Consider the following 18,846-nt stretch of genomic DNA (forward strand, 5'->3'; position numbering starts at 1 on the left):
GCGATCGCCGCGTCATTGCCTGACGCGATGATGGCGCCGCGCAGGAGATCCTCGACGCGGATGCGGCTGTGGACCGCCGCGAACATGCTCGACGAGCGGGACGGCGCGCCGCCGGTGCGCCAGGCGTTTTCGCTCACCGTATAGACGTCGTCGAGTTTTACGCGTCCGGCCGCGAGTTCGTCGAAGACGACTTCGGCCGTCATGATCTTGACCGTCGACGCGGGGACGACCGGCGCGTCGGCGTTCTTCTCGAACAGAACGCTTCCGGTGCCGACGTCGACGAGAAAGGCGCTGGGCGCGCTCGTGTCGATCGTCTGCGCGCGCGCAGCGCCAGCCGGCAGCAGGCTGGCGACGAGCAGCGCCGCGCCAAGGCCGGCGGTCCTCGCGCGGGGGCGCGCCCCGCGCGATCGGTCGCCCATGAGACCCGAATTGCCCATGAGACTCGACTCCGGACGAACGAGCCGTTTCACCGGCGGCGCGGACATGTCCGCGCCGCGCCGCGGCGAGCTCTTTTATCTTCGCGCCAGAATACAGCGTCGAAGTCGCCTTGGGGTAAACGCCGGCGTAATTTTTTGCTTGAAAACGGCGCCGCGTACGGCCCGGCCATGCGCTGGCGCGTCAGCGCGCGGATTTTGTCAGCTTCGCCATGTCGACGCGCCTGCCCGAGGCCGCGTCCGAGGGGCGCATGGGCGGCAGCGGCGCGGAGGCGAGACGCCGGGCCGCATGCGGCATGGCCTCTTCGGGCGATTCGTCTTCGGCGGCGACGGCGTCCTTCTGGCGGCGCGACGGCGCGGGAACGGCTGCGGCCGACGCGGCCGCCGCGAGCGCCGCGCGGTCCTCGCGTTCCGGCACTGCGACAGGCGCGAGCGAGGCGGTCTGGACGGGGAAGCCGGCCTGGGCGGTCATGACCGGCGCTTCGTCGTCGAGCCTCGCCGGACCGTCGTCGCGCAGCGTCGCCATGAGCTTTTCGTCATCGGATCCCTGCAGGCCGGCGGGAGCGAGATACTCGACCTTCACGCGCGCCGTGCCGACGCTCTTGAAATCCAGCGCGGCGGCCGTGCGCTGCGACACGTCCATGATCCGGTTTTCGTGGAACGGCCCGCGATCGTTGACGCGGACCACGATCGAGCGGTGGTTTTTCAGATTGGTGACGCGGGCGTAGCACGGCAGCGGCATGGTCGGATGGGCCGCCGAGACGGAGTCGCGGTCGTAGATCTCGCCGTTGGCGGTGCGCCGGCCATGAAAGGCCTCGCCGTACCAGGAGGCGAGGCCGACGCCCGAAAAGCGCTTCTCGCTCGGATAATAGGTCTTGCCGGCGACCGTATAGGGCTTGCCGACCATGTAGACGCCGCCGCCGCGCGGCACGGGCTCGCCGTCGGCGATCACGCGCGGGCTCGCCTTCCCATATTTGGACGATGGGAAATATTCCTTGGATGAGGCGGCGATCCTCTTGCCCATGGGCTGCTGCGCGCATCCGCCGAGCGCGGCGCCGGCGCCGGCCACGGCGACGATCAGGAGGCGGCGCGGAGCACGGGATTTCTTGACGGCGACGACCAGTGACGACAGGCGGCCCAGCGTGACGGCTCGGGGCAGGAAGGTCGAGGGCCAGTTCGCCAGCATGCGTTTATCCTGTCTTATCCGCGGTCTTCCAGAAGGTCGCCCGGGAGCTGGTCAGATGGTCGAACGCGACGTTGCATTCTCGCTATTTCCGAAGGCTTAACGGTCATGGCGCGCTCCGACAATATGCACGCGCCCTTGCGAAAAGGGACTGAAAACTCAACGCCCGCGGCGACCGCAAGGCCTCTCGCAGGGTGTTTATAGCTAAAATTTTATTTATATCTCAAATGGTTGCGCAAAAATGCAACAGCTGTTGGAAATCGCGCCGGCGCATCATTCAACGCTGTGATTTGTTAAGCATGAAATAACACAGCATGGTAAACAGCCGCGCTCCGCCCCCGCGCGTCAGACATTTTCGGCGCCGGCGCGAAGAAAGCCCGAAAGCCGCCGCTCCAGCGCCGCAGCGTCGGCGGTCTCGCACTCCCAGATCGTCAGCACGCGCCATCCGAGCGCGGCGAGCGCGGCGGCCGCGGTTTCGTCGCGGGCGCGGTTGCGCGCGATCTTCGCGCGCCAGTAAGCCGCGTTGGTTTTGGGCGCCCGCGCGCCGCGCCGGCAGTCGTGGCCATGCCAGAAACAGCCATGGACGAACACCGCCGCGCGCCGCCCCGGAAAGACGAGGTCCGGCGATCCGGGCAGATCAGCGCGATGCAGCCGGAACCGGAAGCCGAGGCGATGCGCGAGCGAACGCACGAGCCGTTCGGGCCGGGTGTCCTTCGACTTCACCGCGCGCATCGTCGCGCTGCGCAGGGCGTCGACGCAGGCCTCAGGGACCGGCAAAGGCGCGGCCTTGCGCGTCACGCCGCGTCCATCGCGCGCCGCGCATGGATGAGCGCAGGCTCAAACAGGCGCCGGGCGAGATGGCTGACGACGGGGGCGACCACGCCGTCGCCCATCAGATGATAAGCGTCATTGTAATTGGCCGGCAGCTTGTAGTCCTCGGGCAGGCCCATCAGCCGCGCGGCCTCGCGCGCCGAAAGCAGCCGCGAGCGCAGCCGGTCCGCCTCGACGCTGAGGATGATCTGGCGGCTCGACCCGCCGGCCGGCGTGCGCAGGCAGCCGGCGAGTCCGTCGAAACGCGCCTCCGCCCGCTGCGCGCGCCGGCCGTCCGGGCCCGTCCGCGTGCGGCGATAGACGGCGCCGACGATCCGGCCGGAGCGCCCCGCCTCGGCACGCGCGGCGTCGAGCTTCGCCAGCGTGCGCGGGCTCATCAGCGCGACGAGCCGCTGCGTGTCGGCCTCGGGGCGCCAGTCGACGCCGGCGTCGTCTTCAAGACTGTCGGCGAGCTGTCGCGTGCGCTGCGGCGGCGCGGGCAGGCGCCACCAGACGAAAGCCTCGCGGGCCCGGGGCGGCAGCGCCGCATAGGCGGCCCGCACCGCGGCCGGCTGAGACGCGTCGGGCCCTTCTGCGACGAGGTGCGGCGGCGGCGAGAGCCCGCCGCGCATGGCGAGCAGGAAGAAGCGCGGACGCGACTGGGGCACGAACAGCGCGGCGTCGACGATCATGGCGCCATAGACATAGCCGGTCCGACGAAAGGCGTCGCAAAGCGCGGCGAAATCCGCGCCGCCATTCGAGCTGAGCGTTCCCACGACATTCTCGATCATGACGAGGTCGGGTTCGCGCCTTTGCGCGGCGAGCGCCTCGATCAGGCGCCAGAACGCGAAAAACGTCCCGCTGCGCTTGCCCTCGAGCCCGGCGCGGACGCCTGCGAGCGAAAGATCCTGACACGGGAACGACGCCCAGGCGAGCGCCGCGCGCTCACCGGGCAGGTCGGCGACGGCAAGCGCGCCGACGTCGCCTTCATGCAGCTCGGCGGCGCCCCAGTGGGCGCGGTACGAAACGCATTTTCCGGGATCGACGTCATTGGCGAATCGACACCGCCATGTCTCGCCGAGCCCTGCGCGCGCCATGCCGGCGCCCGCGAAAAACTCCAGGAAGTCCCAGCGCATCACCTCTCCCGCTCCGCGCGGAGCGGCGCCGAAAAGCGCCATTGGCGACCCCGGCAGGGTTCGAACCTGCGACCTGCCGCTTAGAAGGCGGCTGCTCTATCCAGCTGAGCTACGGAGTCCGGCCAACGGCGCGCCGCCGCGACTCGCCGCCTGAGTTTGCGCGAAGTCGCGCGGCCATTTCAAGGCCGGGACGCGGGCGCGGCGATTTTGGCCCGGCTCGGCCTCAATGCGTCCAGGGGCCAAGCCGCGTCGAGCGGAAATTGTCCGAATAGGAGACGATGCGCCGCCGATGCGGCGGCGGCTCCTCGACGCGATAGGCGATTCCGTTGCGCGTCGCATAGGCCACGGCCTCGTCTTTCTCGGCGAAGCGCAGCTTGACCTGGCTTTTCATGTCGCCCGACCCGGTCCAGCCCATCAGCGGATCGATTTCGCGCGGCTCGGAGGGTTCAAATTCGAGGACCCACCCCTTGGTGCGCGCGGTCCCCGACTGGGTGGCCGTCTTGGACGGCTGATAGATGCGGGCGGTCATGACGGCGATCCAGATCCCTTCGCGTTCCGCATGGCCGGCGCTTGCGCGCCGCGCCGGCTGGTCGGGGCAGCAGGATTCGAACCTGCGACCTGAAGTTCCCAAAACTTCCGCGCTACCAGACTGCGCTATGCCCCGTTTCGCCGTTTGACGACGGCGCTTTTGGCTATCATGGGCGGCCCCGGCAAACAAGATCGCGCCGGAGCGCGTTGACGCCGAAATATCCCCCGGTATATGGCTGGAGCCTCGCGCGGCTTTCGGCCGAAGCGACATGCGGCGTGCGCAGGCCGCTCCGACTTCACACGGCGTGCGGCTTGCGCGTCGCGACAGGATGCGTCCGATGCGGTCTGTTTCAGCGGCGCATGTCGCCCTTGTCCTCGCCCTGCTCTCGCCGTTCTTCGCAGCCGACGGGGCCTCCGCCGAAAACGCGAAGCCGGCGCGCGCGCGAACGGTCGAATTTGTCGTCTCTGGCGCAGTCAGGGCCGAGAAGACCTTCGACGCCGCGGCGCTCGCCGCCCTGCCCAGAACCACGGCCGAAGTCGTCTATGCGGGCGGCGGCGAGGTCCGCCGCCAGCGATTCTCCGGCGCCCTCCTGTGGGACGTCCTCAATGCGGCGGGGCTCGCGCTCGACCCGAGCGTCCACAACGACGCCCTGCGCAAGGTCGTGACGATCTCGGCGAGCGACGGCTATGAGGTCGCGCTTTCGGTCGGGGAGATCGACCCTGCCTTCGGCGCGGCGCCGGTCATGGTCGCCTATGAGGCGGACGGAGCGCCGCTCGGCGACTCAGGCTTCGCGCGCCTCGTCGCTCCGGGAGACAAGCGGCCGGGGCGGTTCGTGTCCAACATCGCGCGCATCGAGGTCCGCGACGCGACGAAGCCCTGACGCCGCCCGCTCACTTGCCAAGGTCGGCGTGGACGACCGCATCGCCGATCTTCACGCCGATGCGGGCGGCGACGCCGCCATTGATCTCGAGCACGGCGTGGGCCGGCACGCGCGAGGACAGGACACGCTGCGAGAGCGGCTCGGCGTTCTCGATCAGCGCGACGACCTTGCCGGTCGGGCCGATGAAGATCATGTCGAGCGGAATCAGCGTGTTCTTCATCCACATGTTGACGACGCCGTCGCTGTCGAAGTCGAACAGCATGCCGTGGTTCTGTGGCATCGCGCGGCGGAACATCAGCCCGCGCTCGCGGCCGGCCTCCGTGCGCATGACCTCCACCTCGAAGGCGTGCCGGCCCGAGGCGGTGACGATGGCCAGCGGCTCAAGCGCCGCCCTCGCCTCTTCCGCCCTCGCCTCTTGGGCGCGTGGCGCCAAACCGACGAAAGCGGCCATCACGCAGCAGAAAAGGACGGCCGGCATCCGCCGCCCCGCCTGACAGCGCGCGCGAGATCCGGCGCCGTCGCGCCGCGGCCCGAGGTTCGTCATCGATCGTTCGCCCTTCCCTGTCATCGCCTCCGCCTTCATGAGGCGAAGGGCTGCAGGATGTCGCCGATGTCGCCGCGCAACACAAGGTCCGCCTGCGAGTCGAGCGGCGTCGCCTCTCCGTTGACGATCACGAGGCGCGCGCCGCGCTCCTGGGCGAGAGAGGGAAAGGACGCCGCCGGATAGACGACGAGGGACGAGCCGATGGCGAGGAAGAGGTCGCAGGCGACCGTCGCCTGATAGGCGCGCGCCATCGCCTCCTGCGGCATCGGCTGTCCGAAGGAGATGGTCGCCGATTTCACGAAACCGCCGCAGGCCGCGCAGACCGGCGCGACGCCGCTCGCGTCGAAGTCGCGACGGATCGGCCCGAGTTCGTGGCGCGCGCCGCAGGACAAGCATTTCGCATAGGAGCCGTTGCCATGCAGCTCGATGATCCTGTCGTCCGGCGCGCCCGAGGCCTGGTGCAGATTGTCGATGTTCTGGGTGATGATCGCGCTCGCCTTGCCCGAAGCGACGAGATTGGCCAGAGCGTAATGGCCCCGCCCCGGCGCCGCGTGAGCGTAAATGTCGTCGAGCTCGAATTTGCGCCGCCACGCCTCCTCGCGCATCAGGACGTCCGCGACAAACGCGTCGAAGGCGATCGGCCGCAGGCGAATCCACGGCGAGTCCTTCGAGCGGAAATCCGGCACGCCGCATTCGGTCGAAACGCCCGCGCCCGTGAAGGCGACGACCCTGTCCGCCTCCTCGACGGCGGCGACGAGCGCCTCGCGCGCTTCGTCAAGATCAGTCACGAGCGCCATGGCGCCTCTTTTCATTGCGGGTCGTGAATAAAAAGTGAGCTTCGCTTCGCCCGCGTCCGACTGGACAGCGTTTGGCCGAAGCTCTATCGACGCCTGCACTTGACGGAAGCTTTTGAACCGACAGATTCATCATGGCGAGAAAGATCACTGTTCCTGCTCGATTTTTGGCGATGCTCGCAATCGTCGGCCTGATCGTGTGGCTTGAGATCAAGCGTCCCTTCCCCGCGTTCCGCCTCGCGACCTTCGCCTCCGCGACGGTTTTTCTCGGCGCGCTCGCGGCCATGATGCGCGGACGCGCCCGCGACGTCTGCCTCAGCCTGACGGCGGTCGCCTTCGGCCTTGCCGCCGCCGAAGGCGTGGCGCGCGCCATGGAGCCGGCCGGCGGCCTCACCATAACCCGCGGCTGGTCCGTGCGCCAACCGGTCCTCGGCTGGGGCCCGGAGAAGGCCGGAACCTACCATGCCGAAAAGCGCGGCCCGAAGGGCGAGCTGACCTATAAGGCCGACTATACCATCGGCCCCGATCTGACGCGCCGCGTCCTGTCCGCGACCGACGGGCCGACCATCGTCTTTTTCGGCGACTCCTACACCTTCGGCGACGGCGTGCAGGACGACGAGACGCTGCCGCAGCGTCTTTCCGACCTGTTCGACCGCAAGCGCCGGGTCGTCAACGTCGCCTTCACCGGCTATGGGCCGCAGCAGTTCCTGCGCGCCATGGAGACGGCGCGTTTCGACGCCATCATCGGGCCGGATCCCAAGGTCTTTATCTTTCTGACGGCGCCGTGGCACGCCGAGCGCACCGGCTGCAAGGCCTATTGGACCGCGCGTTCGCCGGCCTATAGGATCGACGAGCATGGCAAGCTCGTCTTCGCCGGCCAGTGCTTCGACGGCCCGGGCCTCGCCGTTCGCGAATGGCTGCAGGATTCGTCCCTGTTCAGCACGCTCGCGGAGCCATTCCGGCATCGCGTCAGCCATGACGACGTCGAGCTTTACGTGCGCGTTCTCGAAGAGGCCGTGAAAATGGCCAAAGAGAAATATCACGTCCCCACGATCATCCCCTATCTGCGCGTCCCGAAGGATTATCTGGCTTCAACCGGCTTTACGGACGAGTCGATCATGGAGCGCCTGCGCAAGTCGGGCGCGATCGTGATCGACGCCTCGCTCCTTGAGGACGAGGCGGCCGGCACCGCGATCAGCATCAAGAACGACGGCCACCCGACGCCTTTCGCCAACCGTCGCCGCGCCGCGATGATCAAATCGACGATCGAAAAAGATGTCGGCGGCGTTTTCGTTTCCGAACTGAACTGACCGACGGAGCCGGGCGGGCCGCCATGCTCCCGCCTCTCCCGCCATGGAGCGCGCGTCCTTGTCCATCAAACCGGCCTTTGCGGACGACAAGCCGGCGGCGCCGTCACGGACGTTTCACGCGCGCGCCGCGGTCAGCCTCATGGCGATCGCGGCGCTCGCCGGCCTTGCCGTTTTCGTCGAAACGAGACATCGCCCGGAGCATTTCCGCCTGGTCTCCGTCATCTGCGTTTTTCTCGCCTTAGGCGTCGGGGCCTCGCTTCTGCGCGGACGCTGGCGCGACGGCATGCTCGTCCTGGCCTCGATCGCCCTTGGCCTGAGCGTCCTCGAAGGCGTCGCGGCCTGGATGGAGCCGGCGCAGAAAATCGTGGCGACCGAGGGATTCAACGTGCGCCGCGCCGTCCTTGGCTGGGGGCCGGGCACGCCCGGCGTCTTTCACGAGGAGCGAACCGACCCGCAGACCGGCGCAGTCATTTACAGCGCGGTCTACGGCGTCGACGCCGGACTTGTGCGGCGAACGCGCTCGCTCGCGTCCGGCCCGACCATCGCGTTTTTTGGCGATTCCGTCACATTCGGCGTCGGCCTCAATGACGAAGACGCCCTGCCCCAGCAATTCGCCGATCTGCTCGACCCGCCGCGCCGGGTCCTCAATCTCGCGTTTCCGGGCTATGGCCCGCAGCATTTCCTGCGCGCGCTCGAGACGGGCCTGTTCGACTCCGTCATTGGCGCGGATCCGCGCCTGTTCATCTTCGTGACCTCTCCCTGGCATATCGAGCGCAGCGCCTGCAAGGCGTCCTGGGTCATCGACGCGCCGCGCTATGAGCTCGAACGCGGGCGCCCGGTGTTCAAGGGCGCGTGCTATGAGGGCGTGGCGCTGAAGGCGCGCCAGTTCTTCGGCAACAGCGCGCTCTATCGCATGTTCGTCGATCCCTATCGCCGTAGGGCGACCCGCGCCGAGGTCGAAACCTATATCGCGATCCTGACGGCCGCGACCCGGCTGGCGCAGGAAAAATATGGCGTGCCGACGCTCATTCCCTATCTCGAGGTGAGCCAGGACTTCCTGCGTGGGACCGGCATGACGAACGAGGCGATCATGGAGGCGCTGCGGCGCGGCGGCGCCAGGGTCCTCGACATTTCGACCATCGAGAAGACGCAGGCCGACCCGGCCCTGCTCGCCATCCCGGGCGACGGCCACCCGACCGCGCTCGCGAACAAAATAAGGGCGCGCGCGCTCGTGGCCTATGTCAAGGCTCAGGCGCCCGAGGTCGAAACGGCGGCGGGCCGATAGAAGGCCGCGCCCCCGGGCCGGGCGGAGCCGGCGGCGTCAATCCAGCTCGAAGGCGTTCTTGTAGTCGAGCTTCAGCGCCTCGTTCTGCTGGTCCTTGTGCAGCACGCAGCGCCCCACGGCGAGAAATTCGATCTCGCTGCCCATGAAGCAGCGGAACGCGTCTTCGGGCGTGTTGACGATCGGCTCGCCGCGCACGTTGAAGCTCGTATTGACGAGCACGGGGCAGCCGGTCAGCGCCTTGAAGCGCGAGATCAGCGCATGATAGAGCGGATTGGTCTCGCGATGCACGGTCTGCACGCGCGCCGAATAGTCGACGTGCGTCACGGCCGGGATGTCCGAGCGCGGCACGTTCAGCTTGTCGATGCCAAACAGCGCCTGCTCCTCCTGCGTCATGACGCGGCGGCGCTCGGCCTTCACCGGCGCGACGATCAGCATATAGGGCGAATCGACGTCGAGCTCGAACCAGTCGGCGACGTCCTCGCGCAGGACCGACGGCGCGAACGGCCGGAAGCTCTCGCGATATTTCACCTTGAGATTGAGCGCCTTCTGCATGGTCGGCGAACGCGGGTCGCCGAGAATGGAGCGATTGCCGAGCGCGCGCGGCCCGAACTCCATGCGGCCCTGATGCCAGCCGACGGCCTGCCCCGCCGCGAGCGCGGCGGCCGTCTTTTCGACGAGATGGGACTCTTCGTCGACCACCGAAAAGACCGCGCCGACCGCCCTGAGACGCGCCTCGACATCGGCCTGAGCATAGGACGGGCCGAGATAGGAGCCCTTCATCGCGTCAGGACGGAGCAGGCTTTTCGCCGCGCCCTCGGGCGCCTCGTCATAATAGGCCGCAAGCGCCGCGCCGAGCGCGCCGCCGGCGTCGCCCGCCGCCGGCTGGACAAAAATCTCGTCGAAGCGGCCGTCACGCAGGATCTTCCCGTTGGCGACGCAATTGAGCGCCACGCCGCCGGCGAGGCACAGATTGCGCGAGGCGCCCGACTCAGTGGCGAGCGCGCGGGTCATGCGCAGCACGACCTCCTCCGTCACCGCCTGCACCGAGGCGGCGAGGTCCATGTGCCGCTGGTCGAGCGGATCGGAGGCGCGGCGCGGCGGACCGCCGAACAACTCATCGAACCGGGCGTTGGTCATGGTGAGGCCGGTCGCGTAGTTGAAATAGTCCTGATCGAGCCTGAAGGAGCCGTCAGGCTTCACGTCGATCAGACGGTCGAAGATCAACTGCGCATATTTCGGCTCGCCATAGGGCGCAAGGCCCATGACCTTGTATTCGCCGGAATTGACCTTGAAGCCCGTATAATAGGTGAAGGCCGAGTACAGCAGCCCGAGCGAATGGGGGAAATGAATTTCCCTGAGGATCGTCAGATCCTTGCCGCGCCCGACGGCGGCCGAGGTCGTGGCCCATTCGCCGACCCCGTCCATCGTCAGCACGGCGGCGTCGGCGAAGGGCGAGGGATAATAGGCCGAGGCGGCGTGCGACAGGTGGTGCTCGCTGAAGCGCAGCTTCGCCTTGTCGGCGAGGCCTGCGTCGATCTCCTTGAGGGAGCGCAGGAGGAGATCGCGCTGGAACAGCTTCTCGCCGATCCAAAGCGGCATCGCCTTGCGGAACGAGGCGAAGCCGCGCGGGGCGAAGGCGAGATAGGTCTCGATCAGCCGCTCGAATTTCAGGAACGGCTTCTCGTAGAACACGACCCGGTCGATTTCCGAGGCTCTCGCCCCGGCCTCGGAGAGGCAGAACCTGATCGCGTTCGCCGGAAAGTCGGGATCATGTTTCTTGCGGGTGAAGCGCTCCTCCTGCGCGGCGGCGAGAATGTCGCCGTCGCGGATCAGGGCGGCCGCGCTGTCGTGATAGTAGGCGGAGATCCCGAGAATCAGCATGGGCGCTCAGAACAATGTGTAAATGAAGGGAGCCACAGCCGAGCCCTGCGTGAGCACGAACAGGCCGCCGAACAGCAGAAAAAGGGCGAGCAGCGGAAACAGCCAGAATTTCTTTCGGGCGCCGAGAAACTCGAGAAGCTCGGAGATGATGGACATTGAATCCTCTTAGAATTGCTTGGTCATGCCGCCGCGCCCTTCGGAGGCGCCTCTTTCGATCCAGTAGGTGCCTGCCGACGGATCGAGCTTGAGCCGCAGCAGATCCGCGCCGCGCTTGCGCATGATCCAGCCAAGCGGCGTCACGCCGCCATAGAACATGAGCCCCATGACGATCGGGCTGACGATGCGGCTGAGCAGCAGGCCGAATTTGAACCAGGCGCGGTTCAGCGGGCCAAGGAGGCGCGGCGCGGCGAGCGCCACGACAAGAAAGGCCGCCGCCGCCACGAGCAGAAGCCAGCGCGGGTCGTGATGGCGAACCACGGGCCACAGGCCGAACAGGCCGAAGACGGCGGCGAAGGTCAGGCCGAAGTTGCGCTCGGAGCCGACGGCGACCTTGCGGAAACTCAAGTCGTTTTCATGTGTCTGCATCGATCAAGCCGCCGCACGGGCCGTGAAGCGGCCTCCGCTTTGCGCCGCCGTCCGGCGCGTGAATTGAAAAATCCAGGAATTTGGCCCCGCCATGACGTCGAGGCCATGGAGGCCGCATGCCCAACGACATCTCCTCGGGGTGAAAAAAGGCGAAAGCAGGGCTTGCGTCCCGATTGCGCCGCCGCCGCCGAATTCCACTTAGTAACTCTATATATACAATAGATAAAGCGCTTCGGCGTCCTTATATTAAATCGACGGAACGGCGGATTCGGATGAACCGCGACGGGCGACGGAATGTCCATGCTCACGAAAAAAGGCAAATATGGCCTCAAGGCGATGGTTCACCTCGCCGGTCATCCGCCGGGCGAAGCCACGCTTGTCACCGAGATCGCCGAAGCCAATCAGATCCCGAAGAAATTTCTCGACACCATTCTTGGCGAATTGCGCAACGCAGGCTTCGTGAATTCAAAGAAGGGCAAAGGCGGCGGCTATACGCTGGCGAGGCCGGCCCATGACATCAGGGTCGGCCATATCGTGCGCGTCCTTGACGGGCCGCTGGCCCCGATCCAATGCGCGAGCAAGAGCTCCTATCGGCGCTGCGACGATTGCCGGGACGAAAAACGCTGCGCCGTGCGCCTCGTGATGCTCGAAGCGCGCAACGCGATCTCGCGCGTGCTCGACGAGCGCACGCTCGCCGAAATGCGCGCGCTCGCCGATGCCGATGAAATGCGCCTGATGTATCACATCTAGACGCGGCGCCGGCCGGCGCCGACGCGCTGCGTCAGGACGCGAGCAGGCGCTCGATTTCGGCCGTCACGGCGTCGACCGGCGCCATTCCGTCCACGGCCTTGAGTTCGCCCGTGCTGGCGTAAAAGGCCGACACCGGCGCGGTCTGCTCATGATAGGCTTCGAGCCGCTTCTTGAACGACTCGGGATTGTCGTCGGCGCGGATCGCTTCGCCCTTGGCCTTGGCGTCGGCCACGCGCTTTTCGATGCGCTCGATCAGCGCGCCATGATCGACCTTGAGCTCGATCACGGCGTCGAGATTGATCTTCTTCTGCAGGAGAATGTCGGCGAGCGCTTCGGCCTGCTTCACGGTGCGGGGAAAGCCGTCGAGAATGAAGCCGTTCTTCGCGTCTGTCTCGTCGATGCGCTCGGAGATGATTCCGACGACGACCTCGTCAGGGACCAGCCCTCCGGCGTCCATGATCGCCTTGGCCTTGAGGCCGATCGGCGTCCCGGCTTTGACCGCGGCGCGCAGCATGTCGCCCGTCGAAAGCTGAGGAATCTTGTACTTCTCTTGGATCCGGGTCGATTGCGTGCCTTTTCCAGCCCCGGGCGGCCCAAGAAACACAAGCCTCATTTTCGTCTCCCCCTCAGTTTCGCTTTTTTGACCAGACCTTCGTATTGGTGCGCCTGTAGATGGCCGAGGACCTGGGCGACCGTATCCATCGTCACGCTGACGACGATGAGCAACGAAGTTCCGCCAAAATAGAACGGAAGCGCGGCGTAGGAAATAAGCATTTCAGGCAATAGGCAGATGAGGGCGAGATATGCAGCGCCGATCACCGTGATCCTGGTCAGGATCTGGTCGATGTATTGGGCGGTGCGCTCGCCGGGGCGGATGCCGGGGATGAAGCCGCCATGCTTCTTGAGATTGTCCGCGGTCTCGGTCGGATTGAACACGATCGCCGTATAAAAGAAGGCGAAGAAGACGATCAGGCCGACGTAGGCGACCATGTAGAGCGGCCGCCCATGCGCCAGATAGCTCGACACCATGCCCAGAATCCCGCCCTGGTGCTGCGAGAAATTGGCGATGGTGGTCGGCAGCAGCAGCAGCGACGAGGCGAAGATCGGCGGGATGACGCCGGCCGTGTTCAGCTTCAGCGGCAGGAACGACGTCTGCCCTTCATAGATCTTGTTGCCCTGCTGCCGCTTCGGATAGGTGATCAGAAGCCGTCGCTGCGCGCGCTCCATGAAGACGATGAAGGCGATGACGGCGACCGACATCAGCAGCACGCCGATGATGAGCCCGGTCGAGATCGCGCCCTGCCGCCCAAGCTCCAGAGTGCTGATGATGGCTGACGGAAAGGCCGCGACGATGCCGGCGAAGATGATGAGCGACGAACCGTTGCCGATGCCGCGCGAGGTGATCTGTTCGCCGAGCCACATCAGGAACATGGTGCCGCCGAGCAGCGTCAGCACCGTCGAGATGCGGAAGAACCACCCGGGATCGATCACCACTCCGGGCTGGCTTTCGAGGCCGACGGCGATGCCATAGGCCTGGAACGCCGCCAGCACGACGGTCAGGTAACGGGTGTACTGATTGATGACCTTGCGGCCCGATTCGCCTTCCTTCTTCAGCGTCTCGAGCGTCGGCACGACCGAGGTGAGGAGCTGGATGATGATCGAGGCCGAAATATAAGGCATAATGTTCAGCGTGAAGATCGCCATGCGCTGAACGGCGCCGCCCGCGAACATGTTGAAGAGCTCGAGAACGCCCTGCTTGTTCGAGGTGAAATTGGATTCGAAGACGCTCGGGTCGATTCCCGGCAGCGGGATATAGGTGCCGAGGCGATAGACGATCAGCGCGCCGAGCGTGAACCAGATTCGCTTCTTGAGCTCTTCGGCCTTGCCGAAGGCGCTCCAATTGACGTTCGCCGCCAGCTGTTCCGCCGCCGATACCATCAAATGCTCCTTGGGCGCCGGACGCGCCGCTATGATCCGCAGAAGCTTGCGCAGCCAGGCAGCGACGCGCCGCCAAAGGGCCGGGTTCGAGGCGGGCGCGACCGCACGCAGCCAGCTCGACGTGGCTCGATCTGGGCCGCCGCCTGCGCGACATGGGAGCCGCGCGGCCGGCCAGCGCTCCTTATAGGTCAGACGGAAAGGGTCCGAAAGCCCTTTCACAGCCCAGGCGCCGCCCGGCCGACAGCCGGCCCCGCGACGAAAACAGTGAGGCTTCAGAAGCTTGAGCTTCGTCCGCAAACGCGAAACGGCCGGAGCGACGCTTGACGCCAGCTCCGGCCGCACGCGTTTTGGCGGCTTACTCCGCTTCGGCGGGCGCTTCCGCCACGGCGAGCAGTTCGATCGAACCGCCGGCCGCCTCGATGGCGGCGACGGCGCTCTTCGACGCCGCGGCGACCTTGAACACGAGCTTGGCCGAGAGGTCGCCGACGCCGAGGATCTTCACGCCGTCGCGCAGCTTGGAGACGACGCCGCCTTCATAGAGGGCTTCGTTGGTCACCGGCTGGGCGGCGTCGATCCGGCCTGCGTCGACGGCGTCCTGGATGCGGCCGACGTTGACCTCGTTGTAGTCGGTCGAGAACGGATTGTAGAAGCCGCGCTTCGGCAGACGCCGGTGCAGCGGCATCTGGCCGCCCTCAAAGCCCTTGATGGCGACGCCGGAGCGCGCCTTCTGGCCCTTGACGCCGCGGCCGCAGGTCTTGCCCTTGCCGGAGCCAATGCCCCGGCCGACGCGCATGCGCTTCTTGGACGAGCCCGGGTTGTCGCTGATTTCGTTGAGTTTCATCGTGCTATCCTCAGCGCCCGGCTTCGCCGTCTTCGACGACGCGGACAAGATGGGCGACCTTGGCGATCATGCCACGGACGGCCGGCGTGTCCTCGAGCGAGGCGCGGCGGCCGATCTTGTTAAGCTTGAGGCCGATCAGCGTGGACCGCTGATCGGCGGGTCGGCCGATCGGGCTCTTGGTCTGCTCGACGGTGACGGTCTTGGCGGTCATGCTGTCGCTCCCTTAGGCTTCGGCCGCGGCGTCGGCCTCGCCGCCGAGACGGCGGCCCTGAAGGACCGAAACCTTGAGGCTGCGGCGCGCCGCCACCGAGCGCGGCGAGTCCTGGCGCGCCAGCGCGTCGAAGGTCGCGCGCACCATGTTGTAGGGGTTCGACGAGCCCTGCGACTTGGCGACGACGTCGTGCATGCCGAGCGTCTCGAAGATCGCGCGCATCGGCCCGCCGGCGATGATGCCCGTGCCGGCCGGCGCGGCGCGCAGGATCACGCGGCCTGCGCCATGACGGCCGTCGATGTCGTGATGCAGGGTGCGGCCTTCGCGCAGCGGCACGCGGATCAGCGAGCGCTTCGCCGATTCCGTCGCCTTGCGGATCGCCTCCGGCACTTCGCGGGCCTTGCCATGACCGTAGCCGACGCGGCCCTTCTGGTCTCCGACGACGACGAGGGCGGCGAAACCGAAGCGCCGACCGCCCTTCACCACCTTGGCGACGCGGTTGATGTGGACCAGACGGTCCACGAACTCGCTGTCGCGCTCCTCGCGGTCGCGGCCCCGGCCGCCTTCACCTTCACGCGCCATGTCTTCGTTCCATTCGCTTTGACTCGCTCGTCGCCTCCAGCTCTGGCGGAAGCTGACGCGAGCGCCCCATCGGGCCTTAGAAGTTCAGGCCGCCTTCGCGGGCGCCCTCGGCGAGGGCCTTCACGCGGCCGTGATAAATATAGGCGCCGCGGTCGAACACGACGTCCTTGACCCCGGCGGCGACGGCGCGCTCCGCGATCAGCTTGCCGATCGCGCGGGCGGCGGCGACGTCCGCGCCGGTCTTGAGGCTGTCCCGATTGACCTTCTCGAGGGAGGAGGCCGACGCCAGCGTGCGGCCAGCCTCGTCGTCGATGATCTGGCAATAAATCTGCTTCGACGACCGGAACACCGAAAGCCTCGGCTTGCCATAGGCGCGAGCGCGCAGAGAGCGCCTGACGCGCGCCTGACGCCGTTGCGTCGCCTGAATGTCCTTAGCCATGAAAGGCTCCTGATCCTTCGATTACTTCTTCTTGCCTTCCTTGCGGAAGATGAATTCGCCGGCGTATTTGACGCCCTTGCCCTTGTAGGGCTCCGGCGGACGCAGCGCGCGGATCTCAGACGCGATCTGGCCGACCTGGCGCTTATCGATTCCGGCGATGGCGACTTCCGTCGGCTTCGGCGCCGTGATCGTGATTCCTTCCGGGATCGGGAAGGTCACGTCATGGCTGTAGCCAAGCGAAAGCTGCAGGTTCTTGCCGGACACGGCGGCCTTGTAGCCGACGCCCGTGATCTCGAGCTTGCGCTCGAAACCCTTCGAGACGCCGACCACCAGATTGTTGACCATGGAGCGCGTCATGCCCCACATGGCGCGAGCGCGCTTGGTTTCGCTGCGCGGCGTGACGGTGACGCCGTCCGCGCCGAGCGCGACGGTCACGTCCTCAGGCGCGACGAAGGAGAGTTGCCCCTTGCCGCCCTTGACCGAGACGAGCTGGCCGTCGACGTTCGCGGTCACGCCCGAGGGAATTGCGACCGGCTTCTTTCCGATGCGAGACATAATCCTGTTCCTCGTATCTTCCGGTCAGAAGACCCTGCAGAGAACTTCGCCGCCGACGTTGGCCTCGCGCGCGGCGTGGTCCGCCATCACGCCCTTTGGCGTCGAGATGATGGTGATGCCGAGGCCGTTGGCCACGCGCGGCATGGCGTCGACCGCCACATAGACGCGCCGGCCCGGCTTCGACACGCGCTGAATCTCGCGAATCACCGGCAGGCCGTCGAAATATTTGAGCTCGACCTCGAACTCGGTGCGGCCGTTGCCATATTCCGTCGTCGAATAACCGCGGATATAGCCTTCGGCCTGAAGCACGTCGAGCACATGGGCGCGCAGGCGGGAGCCCGGAGTCTGGACCTTGCCCTTGCGGCGCATCTGCGCGTTGCGGATGCGGGTGAGCATATCGCCCAGCGGATCGTTCACAGCCATGATCCTGCTCCTTACCAGCTCGACTTGACGAGGCCGGGCACGAGGCCGCGCGACCCGAGCTCGCGCAGCGCGACGCGCGACATCTTCAGCTTGCGGTTATAGGCGCGCGGACGGCCGCTCACCTCGCAACGGTTGCGGATGCGGATCGCCGCCGAGTTGCGCGGCATCTCGGCGAGCTTGAGGCGCGCCTCGAAGCGCTCCTCGACGGTGAGCGCCTTGTCCTCGGCGACGGCCTTGAGCCGCGCGCGCTTGGCCGCATAGCGCTTCACCAGCTGGCGCCGGTGTTCGTTCTTCTCGATCGAGCTTTTCTTAGCCATGAATTCTCTTAACTCCTTGGTCGCCGCGTCTGAAACGAAGCCGTTTCACTGCCGGAACGGGAAGTTGAACGCCCGCAGCAGAGCGCGGGCCTCGTCGTCGGTCTTGGCCGTGGTGCAGACGATGATGTCCATGCCGACGACGCTCTCCACCTGATCGTAGTTGATCTCGGGGAAGACGATATGCTCCTTGACGCCCATGGCGTAATTGCCGCGGCCGTCGAAGCTTTTCGGGTTGAGGCCGCGGAAGTCGCGAATGCGCGGCAGCGCGATCGTGACCAGGCGGTCCAGAAATTCATACATGCGCGTCTTGCGCAGCGTCACCTTGGCGCCGATCGGCATCTGCTCGCGCACCTTGAAGGTGGCGATCGCCTTGCGGGCCCGCGTGATCACCGGCTTCTGGCCGGAGATCAGCCCAAGGTCGGCCGCGGCCAGCGTCACCTTCTTGGTGTCGTTGACCGCCTCGCCCACGCCCATGTTGAGGACGATCTTTTCGATCGTCGGCACTTCGAGCGGGTTCTTGTAGCCGAACTGCTCGATGAGCTGCGCGCGAACGACCTCGTCATAATGCTTCTTGAGGCGCGGCGTGTAGTCCTTCGGCGAGGCGAGGTCCGCCGCCGAAGCGGTCGGGCCGGCCGCGCGGTCGCGGACCGCGCCGCCTTCGGCCTTGGCCTGCGTCTTCGGCGAAGCCTTCGCCCCCTTGGCGTCCTTGCCGCCCTTCTGCGGGCCGCCCTTGCCGCCCTTCCCTGCCTTGGAATCAGCCATCGATCACGTCTCCGGAACGCTTCGCGACGCGGACCTTGCGGCCGTCTTCAAGGATCTTGAAGCCGACGCGGGTCGGGGCGCCGTCCTTGGGATCGGCGAGCGCGAGGTTCGACAAATGAATGGCCGCCTCTTTCGAGACGATGCCGGCTTCCTGCTTGGCGGTCTGGCGCTGATGGCGCTTGACGAGGTTCACGCCGCGCACGAGCGCGCGCTCCTCCTTCGGCATCACCTGCAGCACCTCGCCCGAACGGCCCTTGTCGCGGCCGGTCAGCACGACGACCTTGTCGCCCTTCTTGATCTTGGCGGCCATCACAGCACCTCCGGCGCGAGCGAGATGATCTTCATCTGGTTGCGGGCGCGCAGCTCGCGCGGCACCGGGCCGAAGATGCGCGTGCCGATCGGCTCCGCCTGATTGTTGATCAGCACGGCGGCGTTGGAGTCGAAGCGGATCACCGAGCCGTCGGCGCGCTTGATGTCCTTGGCGGTGCGCACGACGACCGCCTTCATGACGTCGCCCTTCTTCACGCGGCCGCGCGGGATCGCCTCCTTGACGGACACGACGATGATGTCGCCGACGCTCGCATATTTGCGCTTCGAGCCGCCGAGCACCTTGATGCACATGACGCGGCGCGCGCCGGAATTGTCGGCGACGTCGAG

At 66.6% G+C, this 18,846-nt stretch carries 26 protein-coding genes and 2 tRNA genes; 4 read left to right on the forward strand and 24 right to left on the reverse strand.

Annotated elements, in window-relative coordinates; genetic code table 11:
- The 7 genes from ACILRB_RS14680 to ACILRB_RS14710 form a co-directional block, all read right to left on the reverse strand.
- The coding region (locus tag ACILRB_RS14680) for a D-alanyl-D-alanine carboxypeptidase family protein (protein ID WP_395667042.1) at positions 1-437 on the reverse strand (437 nt) is incomplete at its 3' end.
- A gap of 181 nt (positions 438-618) precedes the next feature.
- The gene (locus ACILRB_RS14685) at positions 619-1,620 is read right to left on the reverse strand and encodes a septal ring lytic transglycosylase RlpA family protein (protein WP_395667043.1); all 1,002 of its coding nucleotides are present in this window, start codon (positions 1,618-1,620) and stop codon (positions 619-621) included.
- 342 nt (positions 1,621-1,962) lie between these two features.
- Positions 1,963-2,415: a very short patch repair endonuclease gene (locus tag ACILRB_RS14690; protein WP_395667044.1), complete on the reverse strand. Its 453-nt coding sequence runs from the start codon at positions 2,413-2,415 to the stop codon at positions 1,963-1,965.
- The gene (locus ACILRB_RS14695) at positions 2,412-3,563 is read right to left on the reverse strand and encodes a DNA cytosine methyltransferase (protein ID WP_395667045.1); all 1,152 of its coding nucleotides are present in this window, start codon (positions 3,561-3,563) and stop codon (positions 2,412-2,414) included. The genes ACILRB_RS14690 and ACILRB_RS14695 overlap by 4 nt, the downstream gene beginning before the upstream one ends.
- Positions 3,564-3,605: 42 nt before the next feature.
- A tRNA-Arg gene (locus ACILRB_RS14700) sits at positions 3,606-3,682 on the reverse strand.
- Between the two features lie 104 nt (positions 3,683-3,786).
- A complete protein-coding gene (locus tag ACILRB_RS14705; protein WP_395667046.1) occupies positions 3,787-4,092 on the reverse strand; it encodes an ETC complex I subunit in 306 nt (101 codons plus the stop codon).
- A gap of 58 nt (positions 4,093-4,150) precedes the next feature.
- Positions 4,151-4,227, reverse strand: a tRNA-Pro gene (locus tag ACILRB_RS14710).
- Between the two features lie 202 nt (positions 4,228-4,429).
- On the opposite strand from ACILRB_RS14710, the gene ACILRB_RS14715 reads away from it, so the two are divergent.
- Positions 4,430-4,972: a molybdopterin-dependent oxidoreductase gene (locus ACILRB_RS14715; protein ID WP_395667047.1), complete on the forward strand. Its 543-nt coding sequence runs from the start codon at positions 4,430-4,432 to the stop codon at positions 4,970-4,972.
- 10 nt (positions 4,973-4,982) lie between these two features.
- Here ACILRB_RS14715 and ACILRB_RS14720 read toward each other — a convergent pair whose 3' ends face one another.
- Positions 4,983-5,450: a DUF192 domain-containing protein gene (locus ACILRB_RS14720; RefSeq protein WP_395667048.1), complete on the reverse strand. Its 468-nt coding sequence runs from the start codon at positions 5,448-5,450 to the stop codon at positions 4,983-4,985.
- Positions 5,451-5,551: 101 nt separating this feature from the next.
- Positions 5,552-6,313, reverse strand: a complete 762-nt coding sequence (locus ACILRB_RS14725) for an SIR2 family NAD-dependent protein deacylase (RefSeq protein WP_395667049.1) — start codon at positions 6,311-6,313, stop codon at positions 5,552-5,554.
- 131 nt (positions 6,314-6,444) lie between these two features.
- Here ACILRB_RS14725 and ACILRB_RS14730 point away from each other — a divergent pair, with 131 nt between their 5' ends.
- Positions 6,445-7,620, forward strand: coding sequence for an SGNH/GDSL hydrolase family protein (locus ACILRB_RS14730; protein ID WP_395667050.1), 1,176 nt, complete (start codon positions 6,445-6,447; stop codon positions 7,618-7,620).
- A gap of 58 nt (positions 7,621-7,678) precedes the next feature.
- Entirely contained in the window at positions 7,679-8,905 is a 1,227-nt protein-coding gene (locus tag ACILRB_RS14735; protein WP_395667051.1) for an SGNH/GDSL hydrolase family protein, read from the forward strand.
- Between the two features lie 36 nt (positions 8,906-8,941).
- Here ACILRB_RS14735 and ACILRB_RS14740 read toward each other — a convergent pair whose 3' ends face one another.
- Genes ACILRB_RS14740 through ACILRB_RS14750 form a run of 3 tightly spaced genes read right to left on the reverse strand, consistent with a single transcriptional unit; the run spans position 8,942 to position 11,371 of the window.
- Positions 8,942-10,786, reverse strand: a complete 1,845-nt coding sequence (locus tag ACILRB_RS14740) for a carbamoyltransferase (RefSeq protein ID WP_395667052.1) — start codon at positions 10,784-10,786, stop codon at positions 8,942-8,944.
- A 6-nt stretch (positions 10,787-10,792) separates the two neighbouring features.
- On the reverse strand, positions 10,793-10,942 hold the full coding sequence (locus ACILRB_RS14745; RefSeq protein WP_395667053.1) for a DUF5989 family protein: 150 nt from the start codon (positions 10,940-10,942) through the stop codon (positions 10,793-10,795).
- Positions 10,943-10,951: 9 nt separating this feature from the next.
- Positions 10,952-11,371 (reverse strand): SxtJ family membrane protein, encoded by a 420-nt coding sequence (locus ACILRB_RS14750; RefSeq protein WP_395667054.1) that lies wholly within the window; start codon positions 11,369-11,371, stop codon positions 10,952-10,954.
- Positions 11,372-11,671: 300 nt separating this feature from the next.
- On the opposite strand from ACILRB_RS14750, the gene ACILRB_RS14755 reads away from it, so the two are divergent.
- A complete protein-coding gene (locus ACILRB_RS14755; protein ID WP_395667055.1) occupies positions 11,672-12,121 on the forward strand; it encodes an RrF2 family transcriptional regulator in 450 nt (149 codons plus the stop codon).
- Positions 12,122-12,152: 31 nt separating this feature from the next.
- Here the strand turns inward: ACILRB_RS14755 and ACILRB_RS14760 are convergent, their stop codons facing one another.
- The 12 genes from ACILRB_RS14760 to rplN form a co-directional block, all read right to left on the reverse strand.
- Positions 12,153-12,734, reverse strand: coding sequence for an adenylate kinase (locus tag ACILRB_RS14760; RefSeq protein WP_395667056.1), 582 nt, complete (start codon positions 12,732-12,734; stop codon positions 12,153-12,155).
- Positions 12,731-14,059: a preprotein translocase subunit SecY gene (secY, locus tag ACILRB_RS14765; protein ID WP_395667057.1), complete on the reverse strand. Its 1,329-nt coding sequence runs from the start codon at positions 14,057-14,059 to the stop codon at positions 12,731-12,733. Before secY ends, ACILRB_RS14760 begins: the two co-directional genes overlap by 4 nt.
- A 355-nt stretch (positions 14,060-14,414) precedes the next feature.
- On the reverse strand, positions 14,415-14,900 hold the full coding sequence (rplO, locus tag ACILRB_RS14770) for a 50S ribosomal protein L15 (RefSeq protein WP_395667058.1): 486 nt from the start codon (positions 14,898-14,900) through the stop codon (positions 14,415-14,417).
- A 10-nt stretch (positions 14,901-14,910) separates the two neighbouring features.
- The gene (rpmD, locus tag ACILRB_RS14775) at positions 14,911-15,111 is read right to left on the reverse strand and encodes a 50S ribosomal protein L30 (protein ID WP_395667059.1); all 201 of its coding nucleotides are present in this window, start codon (positions 15,109-15,111) and stop codon (positions 14,911-14,913) included.
- Positions 15,112-15,123: 12 nt separating this feature from the next.
- A complete protein-coding gene (rpsE, locus tag ACILRB_RS14780; protein WP_395667060.1) occupies positions 15,124-15,693 on the reverse strand; it encodes a 30S ribosomal protein S5 in 570 nt (189 codons plus the stop codon).
- Between the two features lie 76 nt (positions 15,694-15,769).
- Entirely contained in the window at positions 15,770-16,132 is a 363-nt protein-coding gene (gene rplR / locus ACILRB_RS14785) for a 50S ribosomal protein L18 (RefSeq protein ID WP_395667061.1), read from the reverse strand.
- 21 nt (positions 16,133-16,153) lie between these two features.
- Complete coding sequence (gene rplF / locus ACILRB_RS14790; protein ID WP_395667062.1) at positions 16,154-16,687, reverse strand: 50S ribosomal protein L6; 534 nt, start codon at positions 16,685-16,687, stop codon at positions 16,154-16,156.
- Positions 16,688-16,711: 24 nt separating this feature from the next.
- On the reverse strand, positions 16,712-17,110 hold the full coding sequence (gene rpsH, locus ACILRB_RS14795) for a 30S ribosomal protein S8 (RefSeq protein ID WP_395667063.1): 399 nt from the start codon (positions 17,108-17,110) through the stop codon (positions 16,712-16,714).
- Between the two features lie 11 nt (positions 17,111-17,121).
- Positions 17,122-17,427, reverse strand: a complete 306-nt coding sequence (rpsN, locus tag ACILRB_RS14800; RefSeq protein WP_395667064.1) for a 30S ribosomal protein S14 — start codon at positions 17,425-17,427, stop codon at positions 17,122-17,124.
- A gap of 45 nt (positions 17,428-17,472) precedes the next feature.
- Positions 17,473-18,189 (reverse strand): 50S ribosomal protein L5, encoded by a 717-nt coding sequence (rplE, locus tag ACILRB_RS14805; protein WP_395667065.1) that lies wholly within the window; start codon positions 18,187-18,189, stop codon positions 17,473-17,475.
- Positions 18,182-18,499, reverse strand: a complete 318-nt coding sequence (rplX, locus tag ACILRB_RS14810) for a 50S ribosomal protein L24 (protein WP_395667066.1) — start codon at positions 18,497-18,499, stop codon at positions 18,182-18,184. The genes rplE and rplX overlap by 8 nt, the downstream gene beginning before the upstream one ends.
- On the reverse strand, positions 18,499-18,846 hold a 348-nt coding region (gene rplN, locus ACILRB_RS14815), incomplete at its 5' end, for a 50S ribosomal protein L14 (protein WP_395667067.1). The genes rplX and rplN, both read right to left, overlap by 1 nt.

Origin of the sequence: Methylocella sp. (genome assembly GCF_044226135.1) — a bacterium.
In the GTDB taxonomy this organism is placed as follows: Bacteria; Pseudomonadota; Alphaproteobacteria; order Rhizobiales; family Beijerinckiaceae; genus Methylocapsa.